Genomic DNA, 16,968 nt, shown 5'->3' on the forward strand with positions numbered 1-16,968 from the left:
GTCGGACACGCCTGCCCGCTCTGTCAGCGGCTCTCGTCCGGGTCGACGAGAAGGGCGGCCATGGCGGTGTCGTGATCGGTGTGGGTGCGCAGCGCGTCGAGTTCGGCCCGCCAGGGGTCGTCCCACCGGGTCCCGCGCCCTCCGAGACCGACCAGGTGGAGCGCGAGTCGGCCGGACGTGGGAGTCTGGCGGGTACGCAGCGTCCGTGTCGCGGCGAGCAGGGCCTCAGGCACGCGGGCCCTGTCGAGATCCACGGACAGGTACTGCAACGACCTCAGGCGTTGAGGCTGTGTCTCGCAGAGCCGCAACAGTCGTTCCCAACGGTGTTCTTCGTACTCACCCCGTCGTACGTCGGCCATGGCCGCGTTCCAGCTGAGGCGTGCGGCGTCGGCGTGTAGGCCCACGGCTTCCAGCGTGTCCACGAGTGTGTCGGCGACCTCCTCCCGTAGGTGCGCGCCCCCGTAGCCCGGCACCAGGACGTCCGGGCACCCGTGCAGTCGCCTGAGGGCATCGGCGCGGACCTGTGGGTCCAGCGACCCCGCGCGTTCCCGCAGTGCGTCGAAGGCGCCGCGCAGCGCGGCTTCGGTGGCCGCTCCCGGCGGGAGCCCGGCGAGGTGGCGGGCCGCCACGTTCCACACCGTGGGGCGCCGGTCCGGGGCGGCGAACGCTTCGACGAGCACCCTCATGGCATCGGTCGCGCCCGGAGTCAGCCATGCGGGCAGAGCGTGGCACGCGGCGACGGCCGTGTCGTCGTCGCCCTCCTCGACGAGCCGTGCGAGGAAGGCAGCGTAGGCCTCGCGGCTGGAGACCGGTACGGCTCCCACGCGCGGGTGCACGACGGCGTCCCGCACCACGGCTTCGCCGGCGGCCTCGACGAGGCGCCGTGTCACGCCCGGGCGGTCGATCCCCACGAGGAGGCAGCGGGCCAGCACGGCACGGACGTCGGGATGCTGCCCCGGCACGTCCCACGCCACCACCAGTGCCTCGAAGGCGTCCTCTCCGAAGAGGGCGCCCAGCGCCCGGACCGCTTCTTTGCGGGCGCCGACCGGAGCACGGGTCGAGGATGCGACCGGCGCCAGCAGGGGTACGGCCTCACGGTCGGGCAGCCGTTCAAGGAGCCGCCGAAGCGAGGTCATCGCGGCCCGCCCCCGCACACCACCCGCTGCCGCATGCCGGAGAAGGATGTCCCGCAGGACGGCGCTCGACTCCGCAGGGGGATCTTCGCCCAGTGCGGTGAGCGCCGCGGCGGCCACCGGTTGCGGAGCGCTGTCGGCCAGCGCTGTCAGCCGCCCCGGCTCCCGGAGCAGTGTCGCGGCGTCGGCCCTGGTGCGCAGGGGGGCTGCTTCGTCAGCGGCCACACGCGCGTGGTGTTCTTCCCACTGCTCCTGCTGCTGGGGAAGCCATCGGCGGACGACACCGGGGTGCAGCCTGGGCGCCCAAGATGTGGCGCGGGGGCGTACCCGACCGGAAAACCCTTCGCGAGCGGCGGTCAGGACGGGATCGAGCAGATCGGTGCGCCGTGCTGCGATCGTCCGCAGGACCACGGGCACGGTCGCGAACGTCGCGTCCAGGCCGATCAGTTCGGCGCAGCGGTGCTCCCGTGACTGTGGGGGCCGCACCCACGCGGCTGCGGCGCGAGCCGCGAGTTCCGGGTCGTCGACTTCGAGTGCGGTCCGGCGTACATGGTCGTCGAGGTCGGGCAGTGCGGTGAGATGATGCCCGAGGAGTTCGGCGAGCACCGTGCCCAGTTCGGGGCGTTGCAATGCGGTCGGTGCCATGGCGGACCAGAGAGTCCGGGTCGCTTCCTCACCAATGTTCAGGGGCACCACTGGTCCCGTGTGCCGTGGTGCGGAGACGACCTGGCCGAGCAACTCGATCGCGTACGCGGTCCGTGCGTGACGACCGGTGGCCGCGGCTCGCTCCGCGATGCGGCGCAGCAACCGTTCGGCGGCGGACAGGGTGGCGGCCGTGGAGTCGCGCGACTGGACCGTGGTGAGGACGGCGTCGCGCAGGACGCGTTCGGGCAGGGCCGTGAGCAAATGTGGCGCGGCTCCGGCGAGTTGCTGGAGGGCGGCGCAGCGCACTACGTCCTGGTCGTGCCAGGCGCGTTCGCAGTCACCGGCGATCCGTGCGAACTGGTCACGGTCCCCTTCGAGCTCCGCGCAGGCCAGCAGGGCCGGCCAGGCCTGGGCGCGATGGTGGACGCGGTGGTTGGCGGCGAGTTCGCGCAGCAGAGGCTCGCCCTGTGCCAGGGGCAGGGCCGCGGCCAGGCGCGCCGTCGACCAGGAGGGTCGTCCATGCCGCTCCAGCCAAGGGCCGAGCAGGTTCGCGCGATCGGCGGGGGCGAGGGCGGCAAGCGTGTTCAGCGTGACGCCGCGCATCCGGCCCCGGCCCACGGTGCGGCTCTCGACGATGCGCAACCGCTCGGCGTGCGGGAGCAGTCGCAGCAGGCCGTCGGCCACCACCTCGCGGCGGCCCGGGCCGCGTTCGCGGCTTCCGGTGGACGGGCAGTGTTCGGCCAGTGCGACGAGGTCCTCGACGGGCCGCTCCTCCAGAGCGCGGCGGTGGGAGGGCGACAAAGGCCCTGCGGGGATCAGGTGTTCGCGAGGTCGTCCGTCGCTGAGTGGCCGCGCGGCGTGCAGTACGGCGAGCGCTTCGGCGGGCAGCCGGAGGGCTGCGAGGACCGCGGGTGGAGTGAGGAGGTCGGGTGCCCGTTCCAGGAGAATCAGAGCCGCGTGTGGGTCTCGTTGCGCGGCGACCGAGGCTACGGCCCGGAAGTGGCACATGATCCGGTGCGCGTCGTGGGGTGTCCGCTCTTCCCGGCGTGCGGCGACGTACTCCGCCACCGCTCGAGGGGTCGTGCGGGCCAGCGAGTTCAGCGCCCCCAGGGGCACATCGAGGCGGGGCAGCCACTCGAGGACGGTTTCGGCTGGGCAGGCCGACAGCAGGCGGGCCGCTTCCCGGTCGCCGTAGCGCTCGTACACCTGAGGCAGCAGTTCGGCGGCGAGGGTTCGGCGGCGGCTGAGCCTGAGGAGTCGGTACGTGTCGTGGCGGGTCGCCCTGACGTCGCTCAAGGCGAGCCGCTCAAGGGCGTGTTCGGGAATCGGGAGTCGAAGGGCGGCCGATCGTGCGCGACGGCTCAGCAGCGAATCGGCGAGGGCATCGGTCACCCGATCGAGGTCGCGGCGGACGACGGCCAGGAACAGCGCGGTGTGCCGTTCGCTGGAGTCACCGGCGTCGAGGGCTCGGTGGAGGGATTCGTAGGCGTGCGGGGTGAGCGTGCGGGCGTAACGCGCCAGGGCGCTCATCCGTGCCGGGAAGGGCAGCGGGTCGAAATGGGCCCTCAGCCAGGCCGCTGTCAGCGGTGCCGGCGGCGTCCGGGGCTCTCGGGACTGGGGCTGCGGCGTCTGCGACGCCTCGTACTCGGCCATCAGCGCTCACCGTGGAGTCGCTGGGCCTCCTTTCCGTTCTTCATGCCCGTCATCGTCGGGGTTCGGCGATCAGGTGCGCAAAGGGTTTTTCTGTGACTCGTCGACGTCGTGGTTCTCCGAGGTGAGAAAGCCGCCAGACCTCGCTGCCCACGGGGCAGGCGGACGTTCGGCACGTTGGTGAGTTGCGCTGCGCAGTTGCAGCAGAGAGGGAGGGAAAGAACAAGGGCCCTGCTCGGTCGGTCACAGCCCCGGCAGACACCGGCCGTTCATTGCTGCAGAGTGCCAAGCCCCTACCTCAACGCGCGAGGCAGGGCATCCTTGCGTTCGGCTACTCCACGGCAGGATCCTCCTGGGCGTGCCGTGCGGCCGCCTTCGCCGCCTGTTCCACCTCGTCTCGGGACATGGTCACGTCGTCACGCGAGGCGTATTCGTCGACCGCTGCCTGGAACTTTTCGGACGCCTTCCGGCAGCGGCGCCACTGCGCCTGGTACTCGTCGCCGGCGAGGCCCGCGAGTTTCGCACGCTGCTCTTCCATGGAACGTTCCAGCTTCATCAAATTTTCGGGGATGTCAGCCACAGCCGGATCTTAAGCAGGCGGTGGCGCGACCCGGCGCACCGTGGAACGGTGGCGCGATGGCAACAAATGACTACGACCGTGTGCGCCTCGGCATCGAGGCCATGACCGCTTACATCTCCGGCAACAACCTCATGACGAAGTACATGATGGAGCGCGCCGAGTCCGACGGGAACCTCGACCAAGTCGCAGATGGAGCGACAGCTCTGTGCGCCCTGCTCCTGCGCCAGATGGCCGGCATGACGGGAAAGTCGGAGCAGGAGATCCTCCAGGAGATCGCCCGCGGCCTCAATCGCACGGAACAGCAGGAGCACTAGACGCCGACGTCGTGCGCTACGCCTCCCTCGCTTCCTCTGCTCGAGCTGGGCACGGGGAGTCGCTGAGGCTCCCCGGCTCAGCCTGACCCACGTCGTGATGCGCCACGCCCCAGCGGGACCTGCGGGACCTGCTCGCGGTCCGCCCTGTGCGGAAGCAGCGGAAGTGTGGGGGCGGCACCCTGTGCCGCCCTGTCGCCGAGCCAGGCAAGGAAGGCAAGGACGAAGAGCCCCTCAACCAACAGTGACAGGGGTCCGTACGGCGGCTCCCAGCCGGCTTCGTAGTAGCCATCGGGCAGGCCGACCGTACGCGAGAGCAGAAAGCCGACGATCATGCCGAGGCTGACGATCGACCCGGTCAGCCACGCGGTCAAGGGGCGTTTCACAACGACGATCGCCACCGCCACGACGACCATGGCGGCGCTTCCCACGGCGAACAGGAAGCCGATGTAGAACTTCTCCTCAAGATGATCGGGCACGAGGAGCAGGTGCAGCACTGCGTTGGCGACGGCACAGCCCACCCCCAGTCCCCTCAAGACAACTTCGGTGGCATGGGTGGAGGTCATCGCGACTCCAGCTGTTCATGTGCACGGATGAGAAGGCCCTGGCCGGAGGGGGTCGCCGTTGGTAGGCGGCCTGAACAGGGCTGCGGCGCATCGCTCGCAGGCGCGATCCGGAGTGTCGCGGGGCATGCGCCGCTCTGGTCCTGTCTCATCCCAGGCCGGATGGGTAGCCGGCCTGGAAGCCTGACTGATGCCGCAGACCACCGACGGGGAATTGGTCGCCGGCGGGGTGGGCGGACCGTTTGTCAGGAGGAGATGCCTCGTTAGTCAGTACGGGCAACACCCCCTTGACGGATTGCGCCTTTCAACAATTGATGGCCGAGGCGTCGCCCCTGCTTCTGCATCCCCGGATGCCGAGCCCCCGCGATGCCCGGGATGAGTTGCCCCCGTCCACATCTGTGACGACCGCGCGGGACTCGATGACAGCCTCGATCGAACCGTCTCGCCCCCCATATGCCGCTGCCATTCCATGTGGTCCGGCCCCATGGCCGACCCCGGGGCGAATGCGCACCATGAGGCAACGCTTCGCTTCTCTTCACCTCTCACGTCGTGTCACGGAGGTCGGTCATGCGTGTGTCCCGTGGCGTTCCCCTTCTCGCCGCAGCTCTGGTGGCGTTGACCGTGCCGGGGTCTGCCTCGGCCGGGTCCGCCGCGGGCGACGCCGGGCACTGCGCACGCCAGGAGAGGGTGGACGTGGCCGGGGCGGCGTTTCAGCAGAGCGCCTGTCTGGGTGACTTGACCACGTACGCGCTCGCCGGAACGCCCTACACGGACATGGCCGACCAGGCCGGCTTGACGGCCAGGGGGACCCGCAACCCGTCCGGGGTGCCGGGCGTGCAGATCGACGGGTATTTCCCTGACAGTTCGTACTTCAATGGCACGCATGGCTGGCAGCACGACGCGCAGTTCGTGATCCGGCTTCCCGACCGCTGGAATGGCGGTCTGGTGGTCACGGGCGCGCCGGGTACCCGCAGGCAGTACGCGACCGACACGGCGATCTCCGACCAGGTACTGGCCCAGGGATACGCATACGCCGCCACCGACAAGGGCAACAACGGACCCGACTTCTATCGCGACGGCGGGCGGCCCGGCGATGCCGTCGCCGAGTGGAACATGCGGACGACGCAACTCACCCGGGCTGCCCGGAAGGTCGTCGCTCAGCGCTATGGCCGCGCACCGCGGCGGACGTACATGACGGGCATCTCCAACGGCGGCTATCTCACTCGGTGGCAGCTGGAGAACCACCCTGAGCTGTACGACGGCGGCGTGGACTGGGAGGGCGCGCTGTGGACCGCGCACGGGCCCAGCCTGCTCACCTCACTGCCGGCGGCAGTGGCCCGGACGCTCGGATCGGCGGGCGACGAGGACCTGTACCGGGTGGGTTTCGCCCGTGGCTCAGAGTTCCTGTGGCCGTACCACGAGAAGGCGTACTGGGGTGTGACACAGAAGATCTACCGGGCCGAGTTCGATCCGTCGTACGACGTCGGCTGCCCCGGCGCGTCGGCCGGATCCACCGCGGAGCAGATCCTGGCGCCGTGTGCCTCCGACGCCACATACGACTACGCCGCGCGCCCCGCGTCCGTGCATCGCGCCGTGGCCCGGGTCGCCCTCACCGGGCGGATCGGCAGACCGCTGATCACCTTGCACGGTGACCTGGACGCGCTCCTGCCCAAGGCGGCGGACTCCGATGTGTACGCCCGGATGATCGACGAGAGCGGGCGAGGACGGCTGCACCGCTATTACGTGATTGATGGCGGCACTCATGTCGACGGGCTGTACGACACGTATCCAGAGCGACTGCGACCGATCCTTCCCTGCTACCGGTCGGCGTTCGACGCCCTCACCGCCTGGGTGGAGCGGGGCGCTCAGCCGCCCGCGGACCATGCCGTCGGCAGGCCCGCGAGCGGTGATGTGGTCGGCTCCTGCGCGCTGGACGGCGACGCACCTGGTCGGTGACGCCTCAGCGGCCGAGCTCCTTGCGCGTGACGCGGCGCAGCCTGCGCCGCTGCGAGGGGTCCAGCGCGAGGTATGCGGCCGCCGGGACTCCCAGCACGATCAAGAAGGCGGCCCACCAGGGCAGCCAGATCAGCAGGATGAGGCCGACCGCCACACCTCCTGCGGCGATCTTCGCGTTCTTCGACATGTGTCGCCTCCTTCGCGGCTGCTGCCGCTCTCTGTCCTGAGAACGGGTCTCTGCCTCCCACGGTTCCGGACCGCGACCCTGATACGTCCCTGAGCCGCGCCCCCTACTCAACCCTGAGAGGCTCCCCGACCTCGTGCATGTGGCGGAGGGCCTGCCGGTAGGAGTCGACGAGCCCGGTCTCCGTGTAGGAGATACCCAACTCCTGGCAGTGCGCGCGTACCAGGGGCTGGGCAAGACGCAAATGGGGGCGGGGCATGCTGGGGAACAAATGGTGCTCGATCTGGTAGTTCAGGCCGCCGAGGAACCAGTCCGTCAGGACAGCTCCACGGACATTGCGCGAGGTGAGCACTTGGCGACGCAGATGCCCCCAGCGCTCGCCGTCCGGGTCGGGCATTTCCATGCCCTTGTGGTTGGGCGCGAAGGCCATGCCCAGGTGCAGCCCGAACAGTGCCTGGTGCAGGGCGGCGAAGGCCAGGGCCTTGCCGAGGGACATGGAGGTGAGCAACAGGGTCGCGTAAGCGGCGACGTGGGCCACCAGCAGCAGGGCCTCCGCGGCCCGCTCACGCGGCGGCTGCCTGCGCAGGTCCTGGAAGCCGTGGACCTTCAGGGCGACGCCTTCGAGGAGGGTGAGCGGGAAGAACAACCAGGCCTGGTTGCGGGTGAGCCAGCGCCGGAAGCCGGACCGGGTCTTGGCCTGCTCACTGGTGAACACCAGGACGTCGGCGACGACGTCGGGGTCCTTGTCGATGTGGTTCGGGTTGGCGTGGTGGCGATTGTGCTTGTCGTTCCACCAGGAGTAGCTCATCCCCAGGAGCAGGTTGCCGTGGATCAGGCCGAGCAGGCGGCTGACGGATTTGTTGCCGGTGATCTGGGAGTGGCCCGCGTCGTGGCCTATGAAGGCCGTTCGGGCGGCGAGGACGGCGAGGACCGGGGCGAGGAGCAGCGTCCACCAGGAGTTGCCGATCAGGGCGACGCCGGTCACCACAGCGGCCAGGGCCAGCGCGTTCGTGGCGATCTCGCGCGCGTACCAGCCGTGGCGCCGCCTCAGGAGTCCCCGGTCCTTGACCGTGCGCAAGAGGGGCGCGAACTCGCTTCCGGGGGTCTGCCCGACGCTCGCCCCAGGGGGGTGTTCCGCGAGGACTGCGGCAGTCTGGGGCATGGCGGGTCTCCGGTCTCTCGGGGAACGGGCTGACCTGATGAAACGTACGAATCAGTGACCTTCGGCGACCATGGCGCCACCACCCGTGTCCGTGCGGGGGCCTCCCGGCGCACCGGCAGGGGGGTTGGCTACACCTCTCGCAAGGTGACCCACGTCATGACTCGGCCACGCTCGCCCGCCTCCGGAGTGCTGTACCCTCGGCGCCCCGGCCCCCAGTAGTCAAATTTGAGGATTGCGCCATCGCTGTGCAGAGGATTCCCACGGCAACCCCCGCCGAGATCTCCGAACTGGCCCGCTGCTGCGCCGTGTTCGTGCCCGCCGATCCGCCCCGTACCGGCACCGTCGCATTCTGGCGCCCTGAAGGCGAGTCCCCTCCCGCGGTGGCGTCCGGCTCCGCCGAGGAGCTGACCGTCGTACTGCCCGCGGACGAGGGCGTCGAGCTCCTGACCGTGCCCGCCGTGCTGCTTCCTGTGCGGGCCGCTCTGCCGGTCCTCACGCGCGCGCGCGGCGCCGCACAGGTTCAGCGGGCGACCGCATTCTGGGGCACGGCCGCCGTGCTCGCCCTGCAGTTCGCCGCGCGCGGACTGCTGCTGCCGGGGCTCACGGCCGACGACCACGACGCGTGGCGGGCGGGTCCGCTGCGCGCGGAGGACCTGGAGCGGATCCGCGAGTTGGCCGCCGCGATGCCGCCCCACGCACACGCGGTGCCGGTGGACGGCGCCGAACCGCTGCGGCTGCCCGAGCCCGAGCGGCTGCTGCATGCCTTCCTGGACGCGGTCGCCGACGCGCTGCCCCGCTCACCCGCGGCGGCGCTCGCGGCGGGTGGTCCGGTCTTCGCGGCGCCGGAGCCCCAGCACGTGCCCGAGCAGCGCGCCTGGGCCACAGATGTCGCCGCAGTGCACGACGCGGACGTACGGATCTCCCTGCGCGTCGAGGTGCTGGGGCTGGCGTCGGCGGTGTCGGACGAGACGCGGCTGCCGTTCCGCGCGGTGTTGCAGCTGCACAGCGTGAGCGATCCTGCCCTCGTGGCGGATGCCTCCGCCGTCTGGGCCGGATCCTCGGGCTTCGGCCCACGCGCGCGGATGGACGCCTTGCTCGCGCTGCGCCGCGCGGCCCGGGCCTGGCCCCCGCTGGCTCCCCTGCTCTCGGCAGCCGTGCCGGATGCCGTCGAGCTCGCCGACGAGGAAGTGGCGGAGCTCCTCGGCGAAGCCGCACGCACGCTGGCGTTCGCCGGTGTCGATGTGCACTGGCCGAAGGAGCTGGCACGGAAGTTGACGACCCGGGCGGTCATCGGTCCGCCGAACGAGGGAAAGGGCCCGGACAAGCTCTCGTCGGACGCGCCCTCGTTCCTGTCCGCGGACGCGCTCCTCGCCTTCAACTGGTGGTTCGCGGTGGGCGATCAGCAGCTCACTCGCCAGGAGCTGGACCAGCTGGCCGAGGCGAACAGGCCCATGGTGCGGCTGCGCGACCAATGGGTCCTCGTCGATCCCCGCGAGGTGCGCCGTGCCCAGGCACAGCAGGACCGCAAGGTCACGCCCATCGACGCGCTGAGCGCCGTTCTGACGGGCTCCACGGAGGTCGACGGCCGCCGGGTCGACGTACGTCCTACGGGATGGCTGGCGACCCTGCGGGAGCGGCTGGCGGACCCGGAGGGTCAGGAGCCGATCCGACAGCCCGCCGCGCTCCACGCGACGCTGCGGGACTACCAGGCGCGGGGGCTCAACTGGCTGGCCCGGATAACCTCTTTGGGACTGGGCGGCTGTCTGGCCGATGACATGGGCCTGGGCAAGACGATCACGCTGATCGCCCTGCATCTGCACCGGCAGACCGACGAGTCCGCCGCGGGCCCCACCCTCGTGGTCTGCCCGGCCTCCCTGATGGGCAACTGGCAGCGCGAGATCGAGAAGTTCGCTCCCGGCGCCCCCGTACGCCGCTTCCACGGCTCTCGGCGCAGCCTGGAGGGCTTGGCCCCCGGCGAGTTCGTGCTCACGACGTACGGCACGATGCGGCTCGACGCGCCCCGGCTCGACGAGGTGGCGTGGGGCATGGTGGTCGCGGACGAGGCCCAGCATGTGAAGAACCCCTACTCGGCGACGGCGCGGGCGCTGCGCACCATCGGCGCACGCGCGCGCGTGGCGCTCACCGGCACCCCGGTGGAGAACAACCTCTCGGAGCTGTGGGCGATCCTCGACTGGACGACACCAGGTCTGCTCGGCAGGCTCGGCACGTTCCGCACGCACTACGCGCAAGCCGTCGAGGGCGGCCTGGATCCCGCGGCGGCCGAGCGGCTCGCCCAGCTCGTACGACCCTTTCTGCTGCGCCGCCGCAAGTCGGACCCGGGCATCGCACCCGAGCTGCCGCCGAAGACGGAAACCGACCGAGCCGTGGCGCTCACCAAGGAGCAGACAGGTCTGTACGAGGCCATGGTGCGCGAAACCCTCGCGGAGATCTCGGGCGCGGACAGCATGGCGCGGCGCGGTCTGATCGTGAAACTGCTGACCGGGCTGAAGCAGATCTGCAACCATCCGGCCCAGTTCCTGAAGGAGGACCGGCCGAAGATCCCGGGCAGGTCCGGGAAGCTGGAACTGCTGGACGAACTGCTCGACACCATCCTCTCCGAGGGAGCGAGCGTTCTGGTGTTCACGCAGTACGTGCAGATGGCGCGCCTCATCGAGCGGCACCTGGCGACGCGCGGGGTGCCAACGCAGTTCCTGCACGGAGGGACAGCCATCAACGAGCGCGAAGCGATGGTGCGGCGCTTCCAGGAGGGCGAAGTCCCCGTCTTCCTGTTGTCGTTGAAGGCCGCGGGCACGGGGCTGAACCTGACACAGGCCGAACACGTCGTGCACTACGACCGCTGGTGGAACCCGGCCGTCGAGGCACAGGCCACGGACCGGGCGTACCGCATCGGACAGAGTCGGCCCGTCCAAGTGCACCGGCTCATCGCCGAGGGGACCATCGAGGACCGCATCGCCGACATGCTGCGACGCAAACAGAAGTTGGCCGACGCCGTCCTGGGCGGCACCGGTGAGGCGGCGCTCACGGAGCTGACGGATGCGGAACTGGCCGACCTGGTGGAGCTGCGAGGGGGCGCACGATGACGGATCGGAACGAGGAGCGCACGTTTGCCGCGCTGCCGCCCGCGCACGGGCGGGGTTTCGCGCAGACGTGGTGGGGTCTGGCCTGGCTGAAGGCCCTGGAAGACGCGGCGTTGGACTCGGAGCAGGTGAAGACGGGCCGCAGGCTCGCGCGCGCCGGGGCGGTGGGCGCCGTGTCGGTGCGTCCCGGGCGCATCACGGCCGTCGTCCAGGACCGCGACCGGACCGCACACCGCGCGGATGTCCTGCTTCAGGAGCTGTCCGAGGAGCAGTGGGACCACTTCCTGGACATGGCCGTCGAGCGCGCGGGGCACATCGCGGCGCTGCTCGATCGCGACATGCCGCCGCATCTGGTCGAGGACGCGGCGGCCGCCGGAGTCGAACTCCTGCCAGGACTGGGCGATCTGGAGGCGAAGTGCGACTGTGACGCCTGGGACCACTGCGGGCACACGGCCGCGCTCTGCTACCAGATGGCGCGGTTGCTGGACGAGGATCCGTTCGTTCTGCTGTTGATGCGGGGGCGCGGCGAACGCCGCCTGCTGGACGAACTCCAGGAGCGCGGCAGCGCGCCTGTCCAGGTACCACCGGACACGAGTCGGGAAGGTGTGGACGCCGCCGAGGCGTACGCGGTCGGGGACATCCTGCCGTCGCTGCCGGCCCTCCCGGAACTGCCTGCCGAGCCCGCGCAGGCGCCCACCCTGGACGTGGAGACCACGCCCGCGCCCGGAGTCGACCTGGCCTCCGTGGAGTTCCTCGCGACCGCCGCCGCGGGCGAGGCGTACCGGCTGCTCGCCGAGGCACTGGTTTCCGGACACGGACAGCGTGCGGTCGAGGCCGAGTTGACACCTGGCCAGGACGCGGTCCGGCTGGCCGCGGGCGGTCCGGAGAAGGCGATCGCCCAGCGCCTCGCCGAGGGTTCGGGACGCGATCGCGAGGAGCTGCAACACGCCATACGTGCGTGGCGGTACGGGGGTGCGGCCGCACTGTCCGTCCTCGATGACGAGTGGGCTGTGGAGGCGGAATCGCTGGCACGCGCGCGTGCGGCTCTGGAGTCCGCCTGGGACGAGGACGAGCGGCCGCGGCTCCGCGCCGCACACAACCGCTGGACGGCGGTCGGCGCGTCCACTCAGCTGCGTCTGGGGCGCGACGGGCGGTGGTGGCCGTATCGCAAGGAGCGGGGCCGCTGGGTGCCGGCCGGACCGGCGGCAAAGGATCCGGCAACGGCGCTCGCCACGGCGGAAGGAAACCCGATGAACGGTTGACGCCCGGAGTTCACCTCCAGGTCGCAACACGTTCGATGCCGGGGCCAACTCTGGCCGCTGTCAACGAACTTGTGCCCCAGGAGGCCAGATGTCCCCGCATGCTGTCGGCCGGCGCCGCGTCCACCGATCCGTCGCCACGGGTGTGCCGCTCGCCGTGCTGGCCGCCTTCGTGGTGTCCGGCACCGCGAGCGCTGCGGTCGACCCGTCGCAGCCGCGGGTGACCCGCACCGCGACGCTCGGCGACATCCCTCTGGGCGCGTTCAGCAACGCACTGCTGCCCGGGACGGTGGCCGACGACCGGGGCGTGGACCTCGGGGGAATCGGCAGTGACATCTATCCGGCCGGGCGCAAGGGCGAGTTCTGGACGATCACCGACCGCGGGCCCAACGGCCAGATCAAGGTGGACGGCAAGAAGCGGCGGACGTTCCCGGTGCCGGGCTTCGACCCGGCGATCGTGAAGATCAGGGTGTCCGGCGACACGGTGGAGGTACTCGACGCCATCCCGCTCACCACGTCCTCCGGGAAGCCCGTCAGCGGTCTGCCCAACCAGGCGGGGCGCGACGAAGCGCCGTACTCCTATGACGCGCAGACCCCGCTCACGTACGACCCGAACGGCGTGGACACCGAGGGCATCGTGCGGGCCGAGGACGGCACCTTCTGGCTCGTCGACGAGTACGGCCCTTCGCTGATCCATGTCTCCGCGCGCGGGAAGGTACTCACGCGCTATGTGCCCAAGGGGCTGAACCTGACGGGCACGGACTACCCGGTGGTCGAGGCGCTGCCGGCCATCCTGCTGCACCGGAAGGTCAACCGTGGTTTCGAAGGGCTCGCCCAACTCCCGGGCGGTGATCTGGTGATGGCCCTGCAGAGCCCGCTCTCGCTGCCGGACGGCGGCGCGGGTGACGCCTCGCGCACGACGCGGCTGCTGCGCTTCTCGCCCAAGAAGCAGGCCGTGACGGCCGAGTACGCCTACCGCTTCGACCCGGTGAACGTGGTCGACCCGAGCGAGGACGACACGTCCGAGCTGAAGATCTCCTCCGTGGTGGCCGTCGGCCGTGACCGGTTGCTCGTCGAGGAGCGCACCGACAAGGCCGCCCGCCTGCAGCTGGTGAGGCTCACGCGTGACGCGGACATCCTCGGCGACGCGTGGGACACCGACACGACGTCGCCCTCCCTGGAGCAGCTCGACGACCCGTCAGCTGCCGGCGTTCCGGTGCTGCGCAAGCGCCTGGTCGTGGACCTGGGCACGGTCGCAGGAGTGCCAGGCAAAATCGAGGGCGTCGCGCGCGTGGACCACGACACGCTCGCCCTCATCAACGACAACGACTTCGGGATGACCGACGGGGCGGGCGCGTTCGACGCGCAGGGCCGGCTGGTGGACAGCGGGATCGAGACGACGGTCACGTACGTGCGGCTGCCGCACGGCATCTGATCTCGGGGACTTTTCGTACAGCGCGCGCGTGGGCGATGAACGGCGGCCACGCGCGCGCGTGCGCTCACTTCAGTGGCTTGGTCAGCTTGTGGGTGCCTTTGCCGATGTCCGCCGCCAGGCTGCAGGCGACGTTGTCGATGCCGATCTTGTAGCCGCTGGAGTCCGGATACTGCACCAGGGTGCCGAGCACGGTGCCCGCGGGCTGCCTGGCCGCCTTGCGCTCCAGTGTCGATTCGCACAGCGCCGACGCGGCCTTCTTGAGGGCGGAGTCGGTCGAGTAACTGCCGTTGAGTTCGGCCACCTTCACGACTTCGGCGTCGTGCGGCTTGGTGCACGAGCGCTTGGCGGCCTGCCCGGGCAGGCTGTCGAACGTGTCGAAACAGTCGCCCTTCTTCAGCATGTAGTACGGCACTTCGTCGTTCGCGAGGGTCGGGAAGAGCGATTCCAGATCGCTCGGTACGACTCCGCTGGGCACCTCCGAGGGCAGTGTCGGTACGACACTGGGCACCTCTGAAGGCAGCGACGGCAGTTCGGACGGGATGCTCAGTGAGGGGCTGGGTGAGCGGCGTGTGCTCTCGGTGGGCGACTTCTTGTCCTGTTTCCCGTCACCGCCGAAGGCCACCACGGCCACGGCCACGATGGCTCCTACGGCCACGATCACGGTGAGCACGAGGAACAGGGGGCCGCGGCGCCGCCCTCCACCTCGATGGCCACCGGGCCCGCCGGGTGATCCAGGAGGCGGCGGCTGCCAGCCCCCGTCCCCCTGTCCGGGAGGCCAACCACCGCCCTGCGAGGGCGGACCGTAGCCATCAGGAGGGGGACCGTAGCCGCCGGGCGGCGGACCGTAGCCGCCGGGTGGAGGTCCGTAGCCTCCGGACGGAGGGCCAAAACCACCACCTCCAGGAGGCGGCGTGTCTCCCGGCGGCCGAGGGGGCTGAGGCGGTACGGGTGGCATGGCCATACCGTCAAGAGTCGCCTCGAACCGGTCATGACGCGACCCCCGCGCGGAAGTTGATACGGACTCATGCCGTGACTCCTCCCCCTGGATAAATCCAGGGAGCTTCTCCTGTCGGTGGCTAGGCCACGTCGGGAAGGACCAGCCCGGCCCTGATGGCGACGTTGAGTGCACCGACCTGGTCGGCGTTGGCGGTGTGTCCGCACCGGGTGCACTCGAACTTCTCTTGGGTGGTGCGGTTCTCGCCGGACACGTGCCCGCATTCGGGGCAGGTGCGGGAGGTGTTGCGGGGGTCCACCGGGATCAGTACACGACCGGCGCTTTCAGCCTTGTGCGCGAGGATGCCCAGGAACACCCCCCAACCCGCATCGTGGATGCTCTTGTTCAGCCCGGCCTTTGCGGCGGCCCCGTTGGGCAGGAATCTGCCGGGCATGTCGGGGTCGGGCTTGGGCTTGGTGGTGCGGACCATGTTCGCGATGCTCAGGCGCTCGTGCGCGATCACGTCGTAGGTGCGGACCATCGCCAGCGCGGTCTTGTGTGCGTGGTCGGTACGCTGCCGCCGGACTTTGCGGTGCAGCCTGGCGACCCTCTCCACCGCCCGGCGATGCCTGGTGGTGCGGTTCTCCCGTCTGCGTCGTGGGAACGCCTTGAGCGCCCGCTGAGCGTCGCCGAGAGCTTCTGCGCTGCGGCGGCCGTGCCTCGGGTTGGGCTGGTGCTCGCCCTCGGACGTGGTGAGGAAGTGGGCTATGCCCATGTCGATGCCGGTCACCGCACCCGTGGCGGGGAGCGGTCCGGCGGGCACGTAGTCACAGGCGAGGATGACGTACCACTGCTTGCCCTCGCGGTTGACCGAGACGGTCTTGACCCGGCGGAAGAACGCCTGCATCGCCTTGTCGAGACGGCGCAGTGTCGCCTGCTGGCTGGAGAAGGACCAGCGGCCGTGCCGCTCGGGGTCGACCGCCCGGATTTCTTTGAGCTGCGCGGACTGCTGCCCGTGTGGAAGCAGCAGATCAGGCATCGGCGGTGACACGGTAGTGCGGTGCGCTTGTCCGGGTAGGGAGCGCGGGCGGTGACGTGCTCGGTGAACGACAGGCTCAGTCCGGCGTCGGCAAGCTGCTGGTACAGGTCGCTGACCTCGGCGTCGGGCTGTTTGGCACGGTGGGCATGTCAGCGGCCGTGGCAAGGTGGATCAGGGCCCGGTGGCCATGCGGGCACCGGTACACGTGTCCCTGTCTCATTGCATGCCTTCGCGCGGCTTCAACAGCCCCGTGACCAACGGCAGCTGTCGGGTGCCAACGGATGTTGAGCGTGCCGTCCGGACCTTGACGGACGCGGGATCGTGTCATCGAAGCTGAAGCGGGCTGGTCAGAAGGTCACCGGGCGGCGTTCGACTCCGGAGCTGGGGGCTGCCGGAAGACACGGCAAGGGCTCAAGGTCCCTAACACATCACACATCACACATCACACATCACACATCGGCGTTCGGTGTAACCGAAAGCTGAGCACTGCCACCCGTGGTTGCCTCATCCTGAAGTCTCAACGAGTGGACAAAGGAGAGAGCATGATCGCGAGGGTGGCCGTTTGGGAACCGATGCCGACGGACGACCGGGACTGGGTGCTGGAGGCCGCCGCCACCGTGCCCGGTGTCCACGGCGCGTATCACCTCATCGATCCTGCGACTGGCAATGGGCTGGCCATCGCCTTCTTTGAGGACGAAGCCGCAGCTCAAGCCGCACGGCAGGCCATCGAGAAACGAGCCGAGGAGATCGGCTGGAACAACACCCCTCATGCGGCACCTGCCTCTCAGACGATCTACAACGTCATCCGGCACGCGTAGCCGGGGACCGAAGCGTGTGCATCAAGGTGACACGGACTCAAGATTCCGTGTCACAGGACAGCAGCTTCGGGCGGAGCATCTGGCACCGCGGCGGGCCACCGGGTTCTGGAGGCTGGCGCTGACGCCGAGGGGGACCTCGCAGGACACCGACCGGCACACCGCTTATCGGCGATCCGCGCAACGACGAGAACCTGATCCTCA

13 protein-coding genes are annotated in these 16,968 nt (G+C 70.1%); 6 read left to right on the top strand and 7 right to left on the bottom strand.

The genetic code is table 11. The features are described 5' to 3' along the window. Window positions 1-23: 23 nt before the first annotated feature. Window positions 24-3,431 carry a hypothetical protein gene (locus IEY95_RS03155; RefSeq protein WP_189184243.1) on the bottom strand — a complete coding sequence of 1,136 codons (3,408 nt, stop codon included), beginning with the start codon at window positions 3,429-3,431 and terminating at the stop codon, window positions 24-26. A 328-nt stretch (window positions 3,432-3,759) separates the two neighbouring features. Beyond that, window positions 3,760-4,008 (bottom strand): hypothetical protein, encoded by a 249-nt coding sequence (locus tag IEY95_RS03160; RefSeq protein ID WP_229702530.1) that lies wholly within the window; start codon window positions 4,006-4,008, stop codon window positions 3,760-3,762. 56 nt (window positions 4,009-4,064) lie between these two features. Between IEY95_RS03160 and IEY95_RS03165 the strand changes: the two genes are divergently transcribed. Beyond that, a complete protein-coding gene (locus tag IEY95_RS03165; RefSeq protein ID WP_189184244.1) occupies window positions 4,065-4,322 on the top strand; it encodes a hypothetical protein in 258 nt (85 codons plus the stop codon). Window positions 4,323-4,399: 77 nt separating this feature from the next. On the opposite strand, the gene IEY95_RS03170 is transcribed toward IEY95_RS03165, so the two are convergent. Continuing rightward, on the bottom strand, window positions 4,400-4,885 hold the full coding sequence (locus tag IEY95_RS03170; protein WP_189184245.1) for a hypothetical protein: 486 nt from the start codon (window positions 4,883-4,885) through the stop codon (window positions 4,400-4,402). 564 nt (window positions 4,886-5,449) lie between these two features. Here IEY95_RS03170 and IEY95_RS03175 point away from each other — a divergent pair. Continuing rightward, the gene (locus tag IEY95_RS03175; RefSeq protein ID WP_189184246.1) at window positions 5,450-6,838 is read left to right on the top strand and encodes a tannase/feruloyl esterase family alpha/beta hydrolase; all 1,389 of its coding nucleotides are present in this window, start codon (window positions 5,450-5,452) and stop codon (window positions 6,836-6,838) included. Between the two features lie 4 nt (window positions 6,839-6,842). On the opposite strand, the gene IEY95_RS03180 is transcribed toward IEY95_RS03175, so the two are convergent. Both IEY95_RS03180 and IEY95_RS03185 read right to left on the bottom strand, forming a co-directional pair. Next, window positions 6,843-7,025, bottom strand: coding sequence for a tail-anchor membrane protein (locus IEY95_RS03180; RefSeq protein ID WP_151473737.1), 183 nt, complete (start codon window positions 7,023-7,025; stop codon window positions 6,843-6,845). Window positions 7,026-7,128: 103 nt separating this feature from the next. Next, complete coding sequence (locus IEY95_RS03185; protein ID WP_189184247.1) at window positions 7,129-8,184, bottom strand: fatty acid desaturase family protein; 1,056 nt, start codon at window positions 8,182-8,184, stop codon at window positions 7,129-7,131. 245 nt (window positions 8,185-8,429) lie between these two features. Between IEY95_RS03185 and IEY95_RS03190 the strand changes: the two genes are divergently transcribed. The 3 genes from IEY95_RS03190 (at window position 8,430) to IEY95_RS03200 (ending at window position 13,976) form a co-directional block, all read left to right on the top strand. Then, window positions 8,430-11,285, top strand: a complete 2,856-nt coding sequence (locus IEY95_RS03190) for an SCO1167/SCO6262 family helicase (RefSeq protein ID WP_189184248.1) — start codon at window positions 8,430-8,432, stop codon at window positions 11,283-11,285. Further along, window positions 11,282-12,544, top strand: a complete 1,263-nt coding sequence (locus IEY95_RS03195; RefSeq protein ID WP_189184249.1) for an SWIM zinc finger family protein — start codon at window positions 11,282-11,284, stop codon at window positions 12,542-12,544. The genes IEY95_RS03190 and IEY95_RS03195 overlap by 4 nt, the downstream gene beginning before the upstream one ends. 88 nt (window positions 12,545-12,632) lie before the next feature. After that, window positions 12,633-13,976 (top strand): esterase-like activity of phytase family protein, encoded by a 1,344-nt coding sequence (locus IEY95_RS03200; protein WP_189184250.1) that lies wholly within the window; start codon window positions 12,633-12,635, stop codon window positions 13,974-13,976. Between the two features lie 64 nt (window positions 13,977-14,040). Here the strand turns inward: IEY95_RS03200 and IEY95_RS03205 are convergent, their stop codons facing one another. Both IEY95_RS03205 and IEY95_RS03210 read right to left on the bottom strand, forming a co-directional pair. Then, complete coding sequence (locus IEY95_RS03205; RefSeq protein ID WP_229702531.1) at window positions 14,041-14,646, bottom strand: hypothetical protein; 606 nt, start codon at window positions 14,644-14,646, stop codon at window positions 14,041-14,043. Between the two features lie 406 nt (window positions 14,647-15,052). Beyond that, a complete protein-coding gene (locus IEY95_RS03210) occupies window positions 15,053-15,949 on the bottom strand; it encodes an RNA-guided endonuclease InsQ/TnpB family protein (protein ID WP_229702532.1) in 897 nt (298 codons plus the stop codon). Window positions 15,950-16,491: 542 nt separating this feature from the next. Between IEY95_RS03210 and IEY95_RS03215 the strand changes: the two genes are divergently transcribed. Continuing rightward, window positions 16,492-16,767 (top strand): hypothetical protein, encoded by a 276-nt coding sequence (locus tag IEY95_RS03215; RefSeq protein WP_189184252.1) that lies wholly within the window; start codon window positions 16,492-16,494, stop codon window positions 16,765-16,767. The last annotated feature ends 201 nt before the right edge of the window (window positions 16,768-16,968 follow it).

Origin of the sequence: Streptomyces albiflavescens (assembly GCF_014645835.1) — a bacterium.
GTDB lineage: Bacteria > Actinomycetota > Actinomycetes > Streptomycetales > Streptomycetaceae > Streptomyces > Streptomyces albiflavescens.

What these genes read in the sequence shown, in the direction of transcription:
- IEY95_RS03155 (WP_189184243.1), bottom strand. Translation starts at nt 3,431, where the DNA reads ATGGCCGAGTACGAGGCGTCGCAGACGCCGCAGCCCCAGTCCCGAGAG.
- IEY95_RS03165 (WP_189184244.1), top strand. Translation starts at nt 4,065, where the DNA reads ATGGCAACAAATGACTACGACCGTGTGCGCCTCGGCATCGAGGCCATG.
- IEY95_RS03170 (WP_189184245.1), bottom strand. Translation starts at nt 4,885, where the DNA reads ATGACCTCCACCCATGCCACCGAAGTTGTCTTGAGGGGACTGGGGGTG.
- IEY95_RS03175 (WP_189184246.1), top strand. Translation starts at nt 5,450, where the DNA reads ATGCGTGTGTCCCGTGGCGTTCCCCTTCTCGCCGCAGCTCTGGTGGCG.
- IEY95_RS03180 (WP_151473737.1), bottom strand. Translation starts at nt 7,025, where the DNA reads ATGTCGAAGAACGCGAAGATCGCCGCAGGAGGTGTGGCGGTCGGCCTC.
- IEY95_RS03185 (WP_189184247.1), bottom strand. Translation starts at nt 8,184, where the DNA reads ATGCCCCAGACTGCCGCAGTCCTCGCGGAACACCCCCCTGGGGCGAGC.
- IEY95_RS03195 (WP_189184249.1), top strand. Translation starts at nt 11,282, where the DNA reads ATGACGGATCGGAACGAGGAGCGCACGTTTGCCGCGCTGCCGCCCGCG.
- IEY95_RS03200 (WP_189184250.1), top strand. Translation starts at nt 12,633, where the DNA reads ATGTCCCCGCATGCTGTCGGCCGGCGCCGCGTCCACCGATCCGTCGCC.
- IEY95_RS03210 (WP_229702532.1), bottom strand. Translation starts at nt 15,949, where the DNA reads ATGCCTGATCTGCTGCTTCCACACGGGCAGCAGTCCGCGCAGCTCAAA.
- IEY95_RS03215 (WP_189184252.1), top strand. Translation starts at nt 16,492, where the DNA reads ATGATCGCGAGGGTGGCCGTTTGGGAACCGATGCCGACGGACGACCGG.